Consider the following 16021-nt stretch of genomic DNA (forward strand, 5'->3'; position numbering starts at 1 on the left):
CAGCCGATCACAATGAACAAGCAGGACCAACGAGCTTCAGCAACGGATTTTACCGCAGTTTTGAAAAGGAGGGTTATCGGTGGACCGCACAGACTGCTCTTTACTGATTTGCGGCGCAACGTTCGCCGGCCTCGGCGCGGCGGCAGCCGCAAGGGAAGCGGGGCGTAACGTCGTCGTCGTCGAGCGTTCGGCCTCGGTCGGGCGCGAGTTTATCGAGGCAATGAATCCGGGGAGCGGCTGGAGAGATCCGGCTACGGACTTCGGACAAAATTTGAAGAGGGATTGGCTCCGGCGCAATGTGATGGAGGAGGGCGGACCGGCCCACCTGCCGGCGCTGCATCCGCTGTTATGTCATCTCATCAAGCAATCCGGACTGCAGGTGAGGTTTCTTACCGAGATCGTCGGAGTGAAGGAACGGGACGGGCAGTACGAGGTCATGCTGCACGACGCTTCCGGATGCACTCCGTTACTCGCCCGCGAGCTTGTAGATACGACATCGGAATGTCTTACCGTTCCGGGCCGGCTCGCTGTACCGCCGCGTAAACGGCTGAACGCCTATCTTCATCATCCCGATCCGTCCGGCGCGAGCATTCCCGCTCCCTTCGACGAGAGGATGGCGGTCGTCCGGGGAAGGTTTTCATCCGAAAGGATTGTAAAAGTAGAGGTCGATCCGGGCGACAGCTGGCTGCAAGCAAGACAATATCTGCACCAGTTCTGGCGGGCAAGGCCGGAGGAGTGGGCGTTATGGACGATCGCCTCCGTAGCCGGATGCTTCGAGTCGGACGTTCCAACAGGCCTGTCCCGGCTCGGAGCGGGGTGGAGCTGGCAACCCTCGGAAGCGTTTTCAAACCCGCTCGCCGCGATCGACCGTGGCTACGATTTGTACCGGAAGGGGGAGGTGGCCCATGATGCGGCAAAAGCCAACTAACAGCGACATAAGCCACTATGCTTCGGAGGCCGGAGCGGCGCCGGAAGCCTATGATGTGATCGTCGTCGGATTGGGGACGGCCGGGGCGATTGCGGCCATTGCGGCTGCAAGGAAAGGCCTCCGCGTCCTAGGCATTGACCGGCATACGTGTATGGGCGGGGCCGGGACGGCGGGCGGCGTGCTCGGGTATTATTTCGGCAAGCGGGGCGGTTTATTCGAAGAAATTGACGCTAAAGTGCAGCAGACGGAAAAAAGCGTATACACGCCGTCCTATGGAGTCGGGGCGGAAGGAAAACAATATGTGCTCGAACAGGAAGCCGTCCTGGCCGGTGCAGTGATCCGTTACGATACGACTGTGACCGGGGTGCTGACGGAAGGACGGACCGTGACCGGACTGCGCTGTTTCTCTCCCGAACTCGGTTCCCGCACGGTGATGAGCAAGGTCGTCATCGACGGCACGGGCAATGCGGACGTATGCCGGCTGGGCGGCTGCGAACTGCAGGGCGGACGTGAGTTCGACGATCAGCCGCAGCCGTTTTCCAACGCTTTGTTCAAGCTGGACGGGAACCGCGTACGCGCTTATTATACGGATTCCGGCTATGTCTTTCCGGAAGATCCGCACAGCATGTCTGCCGCGATTATCGATTCCGCCTTGCTGTCGACTCATCTTATGGACCGTTACGATGATGGGACGACGTACATGCGGATCGCTCCGCAGCTTGGGGTCCGCGAGAGCCGGTTTATCGTCGGAGAAGAGCAGGTGACGCTGGAGCGGTTTTTGCGGGAGGATTATTCTCGGGAACCGTTGTTTATGGCTTATTCCAATCTCGATAACCATAGCAAGGACGTTGCTTTCGAGAGTGAGCTTCAGCGGGATTGGACGGTAGCCGCGAGTTTGTGGGGACTGAAATTTACGGTTCCAATTCCGCTCGGAGCGCTAATTCCGAAAGGGTATGACGGCTTGCTCGCCACGGGGCGCTGTATCGCTCTGGATCACGACATGGCGTCGCTCGTCCGGATGAAGCGGGATATGCAGAAAAGCGGAGAAGCTGCGGCATACGCCGCTTACCTGGCGATTACCGGCGGAGTTCCGCTGCGGGACGTGCCGTATCCCGAGCTTGCGCGGCTGCTGCGGGAAGCGGGCTGCCTGGAGGAAGGCGAGAAGGTGTATTTTGAGCACCGGGTCGCCCAAGCGGACGCGGCTCATGCTCCGATACGCTGGCTGGAGGACCCGGCGGACATCCGCGAAGCGCTCTCCGGCGTGAAGCCCGGCGTTGCGATCTGGTCGGCAAAGCGGCTCGGGGAGACGATCCGGGGGCACCTGCTCCAATGGATCGGCCCGGCCGAGCCGGAGCATCTGCGGAGGCATAGCGCGATGGCGCTGGCGCTCATGGGGGCGCGCGAAGCGGCGCCGATCTTGCGGGAGATGGTTCGGGAGCGGGACCCGTTCGTGCCGCAGACGAGTCTCAAATATAATCAGGCTCGCGGGTACGCTGCCGTTTATCTGCTCGGCCGGCTGGCCGACAAGGAGGCCGTTCCCTTGCTGCTGGACTTGTTGGAGTCCAGGGAAGGGTTTACGTTTATCGATGGAAATAAAGAATTTTTGTCCGATGAGGCGGACTTGCGCTTTCAATATGTGTCCTATGCGCTGATGGCGCTGGCTGCGATCGGAAGCCGCCACGAGGAGACACGTCCGGCGATCGCCGATGCGTTCGGGAGATTCGAGCGGGAGCTCGACGGAACGCTGGTCATTTCCTTCAAAGGAAGCTCGGAAATCCGCAATGTCATGGACGATAAAATCCGGAAGCTGATCGACCGGACGATTCGCGCTTGGCAAAGCCCGGCCGGAGTTTTGTAAGATCAGATATCCAGTTAGTTTCCCGCAGGTGGTTGTCCATCTGCACATAGACGCCCGATCCGCAAGGATAAGAGGGCGTCTTTGCTTTGCATCAAGGGGAGGAGGGAGTTTAGTTGTTGGCGATCATTGTTTCTTGTATAAAGATTAACGGAAGTTTCATTTCCGTTATTCCAGCAAGGAGGCGCTCCGGCTGCCATTAGCGGAAGTTTTGCTTCCGTTATTATGGATTTCTGCGCTCGATTACTCGTTTTTCCCCGAAATAACGGAACAATTATTTCCGTTATCATCGGTTTTTAGCTTGGATTGCACAAATAACGGAAACGATGCTTCCGCTGATTACTAATAAACCGGGCGAACAACCGGCTGGACAGGAAGGCCAGCTAACCGAATCAACGGTATCCCCGCCCCAAAACAAACCAACCGCCCGGGATCTCGGCTCCCGGACGGTGGATAATCGTCACTTGCTTTTCGCTTCGCTGATCGCTTTGTTGATCTTCTCCTCCGCTTGCCGCAGCATCGTGTTCACGTCTGTGCCCGAATTGATCATATCGCCGAATTCCTTGTTCAGAATCGAATTGGCGTTGACGAGCGGGGCAAGCTTCGTGTTAGCGGTTGGCATGGTAGCGAACTTGTTGTGGAACATAACCTTGAAGTTTTTCCCTTTGGATTTGCTCTCTTCCCCTAACGCGGCGCGAATCGTTTCGTTTTTCAGAATGGGAGGACGGCCTTCCTTGCTGCTCATCAGCTGGACCTCGTCGGAGAGAAGCTGGGTGACGGCGAGAAACGCCTGCTCCGCCTTCTTGTTCGCGTTGCTGATGAAATAATAGATCGTGTTCGCCTGGAACCCAACGTCCGGCTTATCGGCGAAAGTCGGGGCCGCCACCAGATCCCAGTTGAGGTCCTTGTCGTTTTCGAATCGTCCGTAGCCGGACATCGGGGCTACGACCATTGCGATGTTTTTGTTTTTGTAGAACGAGTCCAGCTCGGCGTCCCCGTTAAAGGCTCCCTCCGGCCTATTGTCCACGATGTCGTAAATCCCTTTGTACGTGCGGAAGAGCTTTTGGAATTCAGCCGTGTTGACGGACGCTGTGTCGCTTTTCGGATCGATAAAAGGCAGAGAGAGTTGATTTTCCGTGATCATATTGCCGGAAAACAGCGACATTCCGCGATAACGGATTCCGTCGACCGTACGTGTCATTTGGGCGGCCAGCTTGGTCGCTTCGTCCCAGGTCATCCCGCTTTTCGGATACGCCACCCCGAATTTATCAAAAATGTCTTTATTGTAAAACAGGACGACCGTGTTCGTATATTTCGGCAAGCCGTACAGAGCACCGTTATCCGAAGCGTTGCGTAACGAATCCAGCGTGGAAGGCTCGATGCGCGACAGGTCGTACTTATGCTTTTGGATCAGCTCCGTAAGATCGTATTGAAGCTGGAAAGGGATGACGTTGCTGTTCATTCCGCTGATCGAGGTCAGAATAATGTCCGGCGCGCTTCCGCTCGCCACGAGATCGCTGATCTTGGCCTGTGCTCCGCCGATCACATAGGTCAGTTTGACATTCGGATATTTGGCTTGCACCGGAGCCTCGATGGTCCGCTTGAACTCTTCTTGGGTGACGGAGGGAACTACGGAGTAAATGCTCAGCTCGACCGGTGCGGCCATCACGGAGGAATCGGGCTGCCCGGACGCAGCGGAAGGTTGGCCGGAATCGCCGCCTGCACACGCCGGCAGCAGTGCCAGGCACACAGCGGCTGTCATCCATGGAACGGTTCGAATCGAATGGATCATGTTTCGGATCATCGTAAACATTCCCCCTGGTTCTGGATAAGTTATTATCTAGGAAAGCCCTTACCTGCAAGCAACTTTAATTATATGTAAGCGGTACCAATAGTAAATGGAGTAAAAAAAGAATACATGGATAATTAGTTAGCCGGACTTTTCCTCGAACAGGAATCCATGTTTTTGAATGTATCTCCATAATCCGGGTTTGATCTGCGGGGGGCGAATCGTTTCATATTCGGGGTCCCGGTGTAAATATTGTCATATCGCCTCGAAGGAAGCGATCCGGAGATTGCGTCAGTGCGCGCCAGAGATCGGAAGATAACGTCGTCTGAAACCGTTGCCGACGGTACCGGAAGGTCGCTGGGCCGGCGATACCGGCGAATGCTTCGCTTTACAGTCCCGCGAACGAGGAGTATGATACCTAACAAGATAGCAATCTGTAGTCTGTTATCGCTGAATTCTGTTTCATTCAGAAGCGGGGGAACCAACGAAGCTATGGGCCGGTGTGCCGGTGCTTCACGGGGGTGAATCGTTTTGTCCGGTGGACAAAACGTAGGGCGACTCCAGCGCCCGAATCCGTCAGCTAACCTCGCAAGCGTATCGGAGAGACTGCCGTTAACGCGTTTCTGATCATGGCCGTGCCGTCATGTTAAGAGCCGCGGGAAGGGTCCTCTTTCCTGCGGCTCTTTTTGTCGTGATTGCGGAGGGGCATCACCGCATTCGGACTCTGATCGGGCGTTCGGACTTGCGTTTATCGTCCGTTTTGAAGGATACCGCTTTCCCTCATATCAATCCGGCATGAAGATGATCTAAATCACGTATTGTTTATGCCGCACCTTGCATAATAAGATACATGTAATGGAAACCGACGCCACAAGTTTAATCATATAGGGAGTCCGGATTCATATAAGCGCGAGGAGGAATTGGAAGTGGCAGTTATGGAAAAAGAGCTGGACAACGTTGCGGCAGCGCGCCAATACGTTCAAGACGTGTATGAGACGGTTATTCGCAGAAACCCGAGTGAAAGCGAATTTCATCAGGCGGTAAAAGAGATCGTGGATTCTCTTGTGCCTGTATTCGCCAAACATCCGAAATATATGAAGGCTGGCATCCTGGAGCGTATAGTCGAGCCGGAACGGGTTATTTCCTTCCGCGTGCCATGGGTGGACGATCAAGGCAAAGTGCAAGTAAACCGCGGTTTCCGCGTACAGTTCAACAGCGCGATCGGTCCTTACAAAGGCGGCTTGCGGTTCCATCCGTCCGTTAACGCCAGCATTATCAAGTTTCTCGGATTCGAGCAAATCTTCAAAAACTCGCTAACCGGGCAGCCGATCGGCGGCGGTAAAGGCGGTTCGGACTTTGATCCGAAAGGCAAATCCGACAATGAAATTATGCGCTTCACGCAAAGCTTCATGACCGAGCTGTACAAATACATCGGTCCCGACGAAGACGTGCCGGCCGGAGATATCGGCGTAGGCGCGAGAGAAATCGGATATATGTTCGGACAATACAAGCGGATTCGCGGCGGCCATGAAGCGGGCGTCCTGACCGGCAAAAGCATCGCGTACGGCGGCAGCTTGACCCGGACCGAAGCGACAGGCTTCGGCGCCGTCTACTTCGTAGACGAGATGCTGAAGTCGATCGGCGAGAGCTTCGAAGGAAGCACGGTAGTCGTATCGGGCTCCGGTAACGTATCGATTTATGCAATCCAAAAAGCGCAGCAGTTCGGCGCCAAAGTCGTAGCATGCAGCGACTCCAACGGCTATATTTACGATCCGAACGGCATCGATCTGGAGACGGTAAAACGTCTGAAAGAAGTAGAGCGCAAGCGGATCAGCGAGTATGTCATCGACCATCCGCATGCAACCTATCATGAAGGCTGCACGGGAATTTGGACGATTCCTTGCGACATCGCGCTTCCGTGTGCGACGCAAAACGAAATCAACGAGCATTCGGCGAAGATCCTCGTCGAAAACGGAGTGAAAGCAATCGGCGAAGGGGCGAATATGCCTTCTACGCTTGAAGCGATCGAAGTGTTCCTGGAGAACAAAGTATTGTTCGGTCCGGCCAAAGCGGCCAATGCCGGCGGCGTAGCCGTATCGGCGCTCGAAATGTCCCAGAACAGCATGCGTTATTCGTGGTCGTTCCATGAAGTTGACGACAAGCTGCACGGCATTATGAAAAACATTTACCGTCAAAGCGTGGCAGCCGCCGAGGAATACGGATGCTCCGGCAATCTCGTAGTAGGCTCCAATATCGCAGGCTTCCTGCGCGTAGCCGACGCTATGATGCTTCAAGGGATCGTATAAGCAATCGCAGTCCCGCTCATCCGCGCCTGCAGGCGTACTTCCGCCTGCGGATGCGGTTCAACACCAAAAAAAGGAAATGAACGCCTGAAGGCGTATCGTTTCCTTTTTTTGGTTTATCCAATATTAAATTGGCCGATCGTCGCGAAGTAGTTTTTCAGAAAATCGTAAAACAGCTTCTCCGTAGGAGGAAGCTCGCGATTGTTCGGTGTAATGACGCCGACGCTCCGCGTGACTTGCGGGTCTTCGAGCCGAACCTTGACGGTCGAACGGGGAACGTTATCGTTCAGGGCGATTTCGGGCAGCAGCGTGATGCCGAGACCGGCGGCTACGAGACCTTTGATCGCGTCGATATCGTCGCCTTCGAACGAGATTTTCGGTTCGAACCCTTGAGCGGTACAAGCCCCGATTACGAGATCCCTTAAGACGAACCCGGCGGGAAACAATACGAACATATCGTTGCGCAGCTGACTCAGCTTCAGCGACGACTGATCGGCCAGAGGGTGGCTCGCCGGCAGCAGCGCGACGAATCGCTCCAGAAACAACGTGTCGCCCTGAATCTGCTTGTCGTGCTTCGGTACCGGACCGATCAGCGACAAGTTCAGCGTCCCCTTGATGACGGAATCGATCAATTCCCGGTATGAACCGTGCTGCAGTTGAAAATGAACCTGCGGATAATGATCGCGAAATGCGGATATGACCATTGGAAGCAGATGCGAAGCCAGGCTGCTCGGGAAACCGATCCGTACAGTGCCCCGCTCGGGGTCGAGAAACTCCTGAATTTCCCGCTGCGCTTTCTCGATGACTTGAATCGCCTGCTCCATATGACCCAGAAACATTTTGCCGATCGGAGTCAATCTTACTTTACGGCCGTCCCGTACGAACAGATCGACGCCGAGCTCGGCTTCCAGCTTGAAAATTTGCCGGCTGACGGCCGACTGCGCCACGTGAAGAACATAGGACGCTTCCGTAACGTGCTCCAGCTTGGCAACTTCTATGAAATATTGGATTTGTCTTAATTCCACTCTATATAGTCACCGCCATTACTTATCACGCCGTGTGAGGTTTAGCGCTTCCCTTATTGTACAACAAACCGGCCGACAAGGAAACAGCCTATCGGTTTATGGGGGAGAGGGGGAATGCGGGAAGTTTTGTCTCAAATGGGTCTCTAATTTGTTGTGCCGACCAAATGATAGAGTTCGCATTTCGCAGGAAGTTCATTCAAATCTTTCGTTTCCATCTTGAAACCGTTTTCCTTCAGGCCCGTATCCATAGTAGAATAGAACTAGAAAACCGGGATCGACAGGTGAAATGGGGGAGCGGGCAAGATGAAGAGCAAATATGGACGGCTTTCGGTCGTGGCCGTCTTTTTGGCCGTAGTCTGCGTGTACTGGTATGTGAGTGCGGACGGCAAACGGGACAAGGATATTCCCGCTGCCAGCGGGCCGGATGCCACCGGCGGGAATGAGAAACAGCCGCTGACGGAGCCCGTACAGCTGCTGAACTGGTGGCAGCAACGCCTTGAGGCGGCGGCGTCTGCAGGCGATTACGAGGTGGCCGGCGACTATGCCACCCGCAAAGCGAGCTACTACCGGAGCATCGGGAACGAAGCCGAGGCGGCCGCATGGTACGAAACGTCGGCTTCACACTGGGCGAAAGCCAAGGCGGTAGACCGGCGGTTTTACGATGATGTGCCGCCTTCGGCCCACGAGGTGACGATCGAGCCTTACGTCAGTGTCCCCGCTGGAGCGGATAACCGGAAGCTGGCCAAGTTCGAGCCGTCATCCGGCACCTACCTGGGCCTGTTCGGCTTGTTCGACTGGCCGGCCGTTGAACCCGAGTTCGGGCAATATCATCCGATCGGGCTCACGTATTCCGGCTGGCGCAAAGACGAGAGCGATACGCGAAACTACTTTCCCGTCCGGTTTATGAACAGCATTAAATCGACTGCTTCCGGCGCGCTGCAGATCGGCTGGGAGCCGCATTACGGGCTGGACAGCGTCAAGGACGACGATTATGCCCGGTCGTTCGCCCGCCAGGCGAAGGAAGCGGGAATTCCGATCTTTATGCGGTATGCGTCCGAGATGAACGGCGCCTGGGTTCCCTGGTACGATGAACCAGCCAAGTACATCGAGAAATTCCGCCTCATGTCGAAGGTGATGAAGGAAGAAGCTCCGAATGTCGCTATGGTCTGGTCGCCCAACTTTTGGCCGAACGATAATATAGACGATTATTATCCCGGAGACGAGTATGTCGACTGGGTCGGGTTTTCGCTGTACGCGACTCCTTTTTTCGGGGAGAATGAAGATTTCAGCAAAAATCAGATCGATTATTTCGCTCCGCTGTATGAGAAATATGCCCATAAACCGATTATGATCTCGGAAGGAGGCGTCACCCACTATATCCGCAAGACCGGAAAGGATTACGCGAAATGGGGGGAAAGCCAGCTCGCCAACATGTACGCGTACTTGCCGCGCATGTTCCCTCAGGTGAAAGCGATCACGTATTTCAACATTGCCAAATCGCGAAGCGAGACGCTGAATGCCGACTACATCTACGACATTAGGGAAAATACGCTTATGTACGATCTGTACCGCCGGCAAGTGCAGAGCGACTATTATTTGACCCAGGTCGAGCAGGGCGCGGCCACGGAGGATAACGTCAAATACGTTCCGCTGCGATCCGCCCAGGCGGAAAGCCTGACGGGCAAACGAAAGCTGTTCGTCTATGTCAAAATGCCGATGGAGGTCCAGCCTTTCGCCGTAGCGGTGTTGCAGGGGGACCGCCGCCTCGCGATCTCGTATGAGGTGCCGTGGGAGGTGGAGCTTGATTTCTCGACGCTGCAAGCCGCGGAGCCGTTGACGGTGGCCGTTTATAACAGCAAGCACGAGGAGGTCGCCCGGCAACCGTTCGAATGGAGCACGGCGAACCTGAAGTGAACTTTTTCAATAATAGACAACTAATGTGCTTTTCAATCCGGGCTGGCGGATGTACAATCAGGCCAAAGAGGTTTACGTAAAGGCCTGGTCTTCAGAACGACTGCCGTTCAATCATTCCGTCAATCAGGAAAGGAATCCAGAGGATGTCCGCTTCAAGGGTAAACAAATGGGGAATACTGCAAATCGTCAATATGGGGACGCTGATCTCCACGCTGGATGTCGGGATCGTCAACGTGTCGCTGCCGATTATGGCCAGGCAGTTTGACGTCTCGCTGGCTCAGATTCAGTGGGTGGCTACAATTTATTTGCTGACGATGGTCGTGCTGCTGCCGTTTATGGGCAAGCTGTCCGACCGGCTGGAGCGGCGTACCGTGTACAGCTACGGATTTCTTATTTTTGGCATCGGCTCGTTGTGTATCGCCATTTCGACCGGCTTCGTTGCGTTATTGCTGGCCAGATGCCTGCAGGGCGTCGGGGCGACAATGATCATGGCGAACAGCCAGGCGATGGTGCGTCAGGTATTTCCGGATCATGAGCGGGGCCGCGCGCTTGGGGTGAATGCGATCGTCATCTCGGCGGGCACGTTGTCCGGTCCGGCTCTCGGCGGGCTGCTGCTTGAATTTGTAGACTGGCCTTGGCTGTTCTGGGTAAACGTGCCTATCGCATTAGCCGCCTGCCTGCTAGGCTACCGCTGGTTTCCGAGAGGCAAAAGCGATGCGGCCAAAACCCGGTTCGACTTCGTAGGGACGTTCCTGCTCGGCGCCGGAGCCTGTCTGCTGATGATGGCGGCGGAGTCGGCCAAGGAAACTTCGGCGATGTCGATAGCGGCCTGGATCGAGGGTGCGGCCGGCATCGGGCTGCTTGTCGCATTGTGGCTGCATGGCCGAAAAATCGACTACGGCATTATCGACCGGGAGCTGTTCCGTCATCGCAAAGTATGGCTGGGCAACACGAGCTCGTTTCTGGTTAATCTGGCCCAGACGGCGACGCTAATTCCGGTTACGTTCTACATGCAGAGCCAGCTCGGCTACTCGGCCTGGACGACCGGTGCGCTGCTGATGCTGCAGCCGCTGCTGATGGGCATCGTAGCGCCGTTCGCCGGCTGGTTCCGCGATAAATACGGCGGCTCCTTTCCGATCACGGCGGGAGCGCTGCTGTGCTCCGTCTCGATGCTGTTCGTCGTGCTGCTGCCTGACGTGTCTGCGGTCGCGATCGGATTGCAGCTGGCCGTATTCGGGATCGGAATCGGTCTGTTCCATGCGACGAACAACGCCGAAGTGATGAGCGCTTCCCCGTCCTCCAAAAGCAGTCTGGCGGGAAGCTTGCTCGCGCTCGTCCGTTATCTCGGCCAAATAGCCGGCATCGGACTGGCGACGCTGCTGGTCGGCTCGATGGGATCGCCCGCCGATGCCGCGGAATCGTACGGAGTACCCATCCGGATTTTGTTCGGATTTTGCTTTGTGTTTTGTATGGCTGTAGCGTTGGCCGGAAAGTTCCTCCCGAGAGAAAAGCCGGAGGCCGGCAGTTTGTCCGCTTGAAGCCGAAGCGCGGAATGATACGTATCATCCTTGTCCCTGTCGGAAGGAGTCCGGCAGGGGTTTTTACGTTTTTCGGAATAAGTAAGAAGCGGGGGGCGGAAATCGCTGGAATCCGATTGAACGGCAGGCGAATGGGTAATCTATGAAGGAAGGAACGATAACAACAGCTTTGGGAAGGAGTGACGGAGTATGCCTCAACTCGAAACCGCAATCAACCCGAATCTGGGGCGCGTCAAGGACCGGGTAGCGTTCGTGACGGGAGCCGGCTCGGGAATCGGCCGGGCTGCTGCGTTAAAGCTCGCGTCGGAAGGCGCCCGAGTATGTCTTGCGGATCTGAAGGACAACCGCACCGACGAAGTGAAGCAGCTGATCGAGGAGAAGGGCGGCGAGGCGTTCGTCGCCGACGTCGACGTATCAGATGAAGCGAGGGTCCGGGAAGCCATCGAGAAGGCGGTAGGGAAATGGGGCCGTCTCGATATCGTCTTTGCCAACGCCGGAATAAACGGAACCTGGACGCCAATCGAAAATATGACATCCGAGCAGTGGGACGATACGCTGGCAACCAATCTGAAAGGAACGTTTCTTGCGGTCAAATATGCGATCCCCTATATGAAGGAGTACGGGGGCAGCATCATCGTCACCAGCTCGATCAACGGCAGCCGCAAGTTTTCCAGCTTCGGCGCCTCCGCCTATAGCGCTTCGAAGGCGGGACAGGTCGCGTTCGCCAAAATGGCCGCACTCGAGCTGGCCCGATACCGCATCCGGGTAAATGTCATATGCCCGGGAGCGATCGACACGAATATCGGCGAGAATACGAACATCACGCCGGAGCTGAAAACCATTCAAATTCCCGTTAAATACCCGGAAGGCAGCCAGCCGCTGGAGCACCGGTCCGGCAAGCCCGAACAGGTGGCGGATCTCGTGTTGTTTCTCGCGTCGGACGAGTCCAGCCATATATCCGGCACGGAGATGTTTATCGACGGGGCGGAGTCGCTGCTGTAATGTTGTAAAGGCGGCGGCGCCCAAACCAGTTGCAGATTGAGCAAAACCGTCCGGTAAAGGTGTCCGGACGGTCCTGTCGATGTGCAGACCCACACATTAGCATGTTGTAGGAAAAGGGTACCATCGCCCCAGTCGCTCGTTGGTGAGGTTTTGCGGGCACGACCCGGCTTTCCAATCGTGTCCGTAAACCTCTTTCTTGCGAGCGGGTTATGTTCAAGCGAGTTTTCGGACAAAATAAAGCGTGCAAACCGCTCCTATTCGGTTCCCTCCCGCTTGAAACAGGGCAGAAGGTCCAAGCGGCCGCCCACGATGAGCAGACAACTTGCGACAGTTGCTGTCTTGACCTCGACGAGGAAGGGAAACCTCAACCCTTATCTGGTTTAGTACGGTGAAGAAGAAGTTTAGACGCCCTGATAATTTCAAAAAAAGGAGCCGGCATAAGCTGCCGGCTCCTTTTCATTGTCCACGATGCTTACTTGTCCACGACCCTTACTTGCGGGTCATTTCCTTCAGTACGGATTCGATCGCTTCCAGCGTGATGTCTACTTCCTTGTCGGTATGGCTGTAGCTGAGGTGATTGCGCTTCAGGTTCATCGGCATTTTGTAGATGCCTTTTTCGATCAGCTTTTTCCGGTACGTGACGTAAAACTCGGCGTCGTTATGCTGCAGGTCCGTGTAGTTTTTCGGTTCGAAGTCCATGAAGTAAGTCGTCCAGGTCGAGCCGAAGCCCGCGACTTGACCGGTGATGCCCAGACGGTCCAGGATACCGCGAATTTCCGTACGCATCCGGTCGCCGAGGCGGAAAATGTGCTCATGAACCGGCTCGTTCTCCATGACCTCGATCGTGGCGATACAAGCGGCGGTGCCAACGGCATGACCGTTGTACGTGCCCGCGAACCACACGTCGCCGCCCGGCTGCGTGTTGAAGCGCTGCATGTACTCTTTCTTGCCGGCTACGGCTGCGATCGGGAAGCCATTGGCCATCGCTTTCCCCATCGTCGTCAAGTCCGGAGTAACGCCGGCTACTTTCTGGTAGCCGCCGAGGTTGTGGCGGAAGCCGGTAATCACTTCGTCGAAAATAAGCAGCGCGCCGTTGGCGTCGCACAGCTCGCGAAGTCCTTCCAGGAAGCCCGGCTGCGGCATAATGATTCCGATGTTGTGCGGAATCGGTTCGAGAATGATGCAGGAGATCTGGTCCTTATTCTCCTTGAACGTCCGTTCGACGTCATCCAGATCGTTGAAGGTGCAGACGAGCGTATTGTCGATCGCTTCTTCGAGCATGCCCGCCGATCCGGGATCGCGCGTGCCGATTTTGTCCCAGGAGCTGAGCATGTTGCGGGCGACGTAATCGTGCCAGCCGTGGTAGCAGCCTTGGAACTTGATCAGCTTCTGACGGCCGGTTACGCCGCGTGCCAGACGGATGGCGTGGAACGTCGCTTCCGAACCGGAGTTTGCGAACAGCACTTGCTCGGCGGAAGGAACGTGCTTGTTGATTTTGCGTGCGGCTTCGATCTCGAGATCCGTCGTGCCCACGCCGTACATATCGGTTCTGCTGAGAGCCTCGATCACTTTGTTGTTGACGTAAGGAAAGTTGTGACCAAGAATATAAGGGCCGAAAGCAGCCTGGTAATCGATGAATTTATTGCCGTCGGCGTCATAGATGTAGGCGCCTTCCCCACGGGTAAATACGTGAAACGGTTCTACGTTTCTTGTGGCCGAATGAACGCCTCCCGGCGTATACAAATTAGATTCCTGACGAAGTCGAGCGCTGTTGTTCATGTCGTTCCTCCGTATGTTCAATATATTAAATTCCATTCAATAAGTTGATTATAAAGCGGACTCAAATCGGAAGTCAACAGCCGATTGACTGAAATCGCCGTGCTGGTCCGATGAGTAATATCCTTATATAGATAGCGGGCCAATGAATATGAAACGATTGCGCTTTATCAATTGACAATAAAAAAGGGATTCCACTATTATTATATTGAACATTGTTCATTATATTAAGTTATCTATCCGAATCAGATGTCGGAGGAGGAACCTACAGAATGAAGCTTGCCGGTAAAAAAGTGCTGATCACAGGCGGCGCACAGGGGATTGGGCAAGGCATTGCCGAGAAATTCGCCAAGGAAGGCGCCGACCTGTTTCTACTCGATGTCAAAAGTGAAGAGCTGAAGCAAACCGTGGAGCAGCTGCGGGCCGAAACTTCATCGCAGATCGAAAGCCTGGTGTGCGACCTGAGCGATCTGGACGCCGTACAGGCGGCGGCGGATCGTGCCTGGGAGCAATGGGGCAGGATCGACATCCTGATCAACAATGCGGGAATCGCGTTTCGCGAGCCGTTCACCGGAATATCGCTCGCCACCTGGAAGAAAATTATGGACGTCAACGTCAACTCGATGTTCGTGCTGAGCCAGGCGATCGCAAGCAAGATGCTGGAGCGCGGCCAGGGCGGATCGATCGTGAACATGGCTTCCAAAAACGGTCTGGCCGGCAGCTCGATGCTGGCGCATTACAATTCGTCCAAAGGCGCGGTTGTGCTGCTGACCCAGTCGCTCGCCGTCGAGCTTGCGCCACGCGGGATTCGCGTGAATGCGGTCGCTCCCGGCTTCATCGATACGCCGCTTGACCGCAAGCTGAAGCAGCTGGACCAGTCGCTCGATTTGACGGCACGCACACCGATGGGCCGTACCGGGACGGTGGAGGAAGTCGCGAACGCGTTCCTGTTCCTCGCTTCCGACGACGCTTCTTATATTACAGGCACGACGCTCGTCGTGGACGGCGGCCATCTGGCCAACGCAGGCGAGCTGTGAGCATAACGAAAGGGGAGGGACCGGCCTTGAAAAAACAGCCGAAAGAATATTCGGTTCCGGCTATCGACAAGACGGTGGCGATCCTGAACGCACTTACCGAGCGGCAGCTGTCGATTCAAGACATCCATTCCACCTTGAACGTACCGAAGTCAACCGCTTTTGTCATCTTGAATACCCTCGAGCAGTATTCGCTGATCCAGAAAACGCCGGAAGGCAAATACCGGCTCGGTCACGGCGTGCTTCGCTGGGGAATCGGTTATATGAAATCGATGGATCTCGTGGCGATCGCCCGTCCGCATCTGGAACGGCTGGTCGCGGATACGCCATACACCGCACATCTGGCCGTCGCTGAGAAAGACAAGCCGGTTTATGTCGATAAGGTCGAGGGCAGCGGGTTCGTCCGTTTCGCCACGAAAATCGGGCAGACGCAGCCGCTCCATCAGTCGGGCGTAGGCAAGGCGATCGCTTCCGGAATGACGCCGGAGGAGATCGAAAATGTCGTGCGAGCCGAGCTGGAAGCGGCTCCGGATAAGGTAAGCAAGGCGCTGGATAAGATGATGGAGGATGTCCGGCACGTGCAGCAGTACGGCTATTCGATCGAGGATGAAGAATTCGAGGAAGGCATACGCTGCATCGGAGCTCCGATCCGGGGCGAGAACGGGCAGGTGTTCGCTTCCATCAGCATCACCTCGCTGAACAAAGACCTGCCGGCGACGAAGTACCAGCAAATCGGCAATTTGCTGAAAAGCACGGCTGACCGGATCTCCGCGGAGCTGGGATATTTGCCGGATGAAGTCTCGCCGGGCGAAGCGCCGGGCAATCAGAGCACAAGATCGTAACTTGCAGATGCCAGG

11 protein-coding genes and 1 riboswitch are annotated in these 16021 nt (G+C 55.7%); of the genes, 8 read left to right on the forward strand and 3 right to left on the reverse strand.

What is annotated here, in order from left to right:
- The first annotated feature begins 79 nt into the window (after window positions 1-79).
- Window positions 80-928 (forward strand): FAD-dependent oxidoreductase, encoded by an 849-nt coding sequence (locus AC3Y2E_RS05035; protein ID WP_379207821.1) that lies wholly within the window; start codon window positions 80-82, stop codon window positions 926-928.
- Window positions 906-2786, forward strand: a complete 1881-nt coding sequence (locus AC3Y2E_RS05040; protein WP_379207823.1) for an FAD-dependent oxidoreductase — start codon at window positions 906-908, stop codon at window positions 2784-2786. The genes AC3Y2E_RS05035 and AC3Y2E_RS05040 overlap by 23 nt, the downstream gene beginning before the upstream one ends.
- Before the next feature lie 457 nt (window positions 2787-3243).
- On the opposite strand, the gene AC3Y2E_RS05045 is transcribed toward AC3Y2E_RS05040, so the two are convergent.
- Complete coding sequence (locus tag AC3Y2E_RS05045; protein WP_379207825.1) at window positions 3244-4587, reverse strand: ABC transporter substrate-binding protein; 1344 nt, start codon at window positions 4585-4587, stop codon at window positions 3244-3246.
- Window positions 4588-5010: 423 nt separating this feature from the next.
- Window positions 5011-5182: riboswitch (cyclic di-AMP (ydaO/yuaA leader) on the forward strand.
- Between the two features lie 325 nt (window positions 5183-5507).
- Here AC3Y2E_RS05045 and gdhA point away from each other — a divergent pair.
- Window positions 5508-6878 (forward strand): NADP-specific glutamate dehydrogenase, encoded by a 1371-nt coding sequence (gene gdhA / locus AC3Y2E_RS05050; protein ID WP_190931186.1) that lies wholly within the window; start codon window positions 5508-5510, stop codon window positions 6876-6878.
- 113 nt (window positions 6879-6991) lie between these two features.
- Here gdhA and gltC read toward each other — a convergent pair whose 3' ends face one another.
- Window positions 6992-7900 carry a glutamate biosynthesis transcriptional regulator GltC gene (gltC, locus tag AC3Y2E_RS05055; RefSeq protein WP_379207827.1) on the reverse strand — a complete coding sequence of 303 codons (909 nt, stop codon included), beginning with the start codon at window positions 7898-7900 and terminating at the stop codon, window positions 6992-6994.
- 303 nt (window positions 7901-8203) lie between these two features.
- Here gltC and AC3Y2E_RS05060 point away from each other — a divergent pair, with 303 nt between their 5' ends.
- The 3 genes from AC3Y2E_RS05060 (at window position 8204) to AC3Y2E_RS05070 (ending at window position 12354) form a co-directional block, all read left to right on the forward strand.
- Window positions 8204-9814, forward strand: a complete 1611-nt coding sequence (locus AC3Y2E_RS05060) for a glycoside hydrolase family 26 protein (protein ID WP_379207829.1) — start codon at window positions 8204-8206, stop codon at window positions 9812-9814.
- 143 nt (window positions 9815-9957) lie between these two features.
- The gene (locus tag AC3Y2E_RS05065) at window positions 9958-11352 is read left to right on the forward strand and encodes an MFS transporter (protein ID WP_379207832.1); all 1395 of its coding nucleotides are present in this window, start codon (window positions 9958-9960) and stop codon (window positions 11350-11352) included.
- A 189-nt stretch (window positions 11353-11541) separates the two neighbouring features.
- Window positions 11542-12354 (forward strand): SDR family oxidoreductase, encoded by an 813-nt coding sequence (locus AC3Y2E_RS05070; RefSeq protein WP_379207834.1) that lies wholly within the window; start codon window positions 11542-11544, stop codon window positions 12352-12354.
- A gap of 489 nt (window positions 12355-12843) precedes the next feature.
- Here the strand turns inward: AC3Y2E_RS05070 and AC3Y2E_RS05075 are convergent, their stop codons facing one another.
- The gene (locus AC3Y2E_RS05075; RefSeq protein ID WP_379207836.1) at window positions 12844-14133 is read right to left on the reverse strand and encodes an aspartate aminotransferase family protein; all 1290 of its coding nucleotides are present in this window, start codon (window positions 14131-14133) and stop codon (window positions 12844-12846) included.
- Window positions 14134-14402: 269 nt separating this feature from the next.
- On the opposite strand from AC3Y2E_RS05075, the gene AC3Y2E_RS05080 reads away from it, so the two are divergent.
- Both AC3Y2E_RS05080 and AC3Y2E_RS05085 read left to right on the forward strand, forming a co-directional pair.
- Window positions 14403-15167 carry an SDR family NAD(P)-dependent oxidoreductase gene (locus AC3Y2E_RS05080; RefSeq protein WP_379207838.1) on the forward strand — a complete coding sequence of 255 codons (765 nt, stop codon included), beginning with the start codon at window positions 14403-14405 and terminating at the stop codon, window positions 15165-15167.
- A 26-nt stretch (window positions 15168-15193) separates the two neighbouring features.
- Window positions 15194-16006, forward strand: coding sequence for an IclR family transcriptional regulator (locus AC3Y2E_RS05085; RefSeq protein WP_379207841.1), 813 nt, complete (start codon window positions 15194-15196; stop codon window positions 16004-16006).
- Window positions 16007-16021: the final 15 nt, after the last annotated feature.

The sequence above is a fragment of the Paenibacillus sp. MAH-35 genome, from assembly GCF_058135425.1.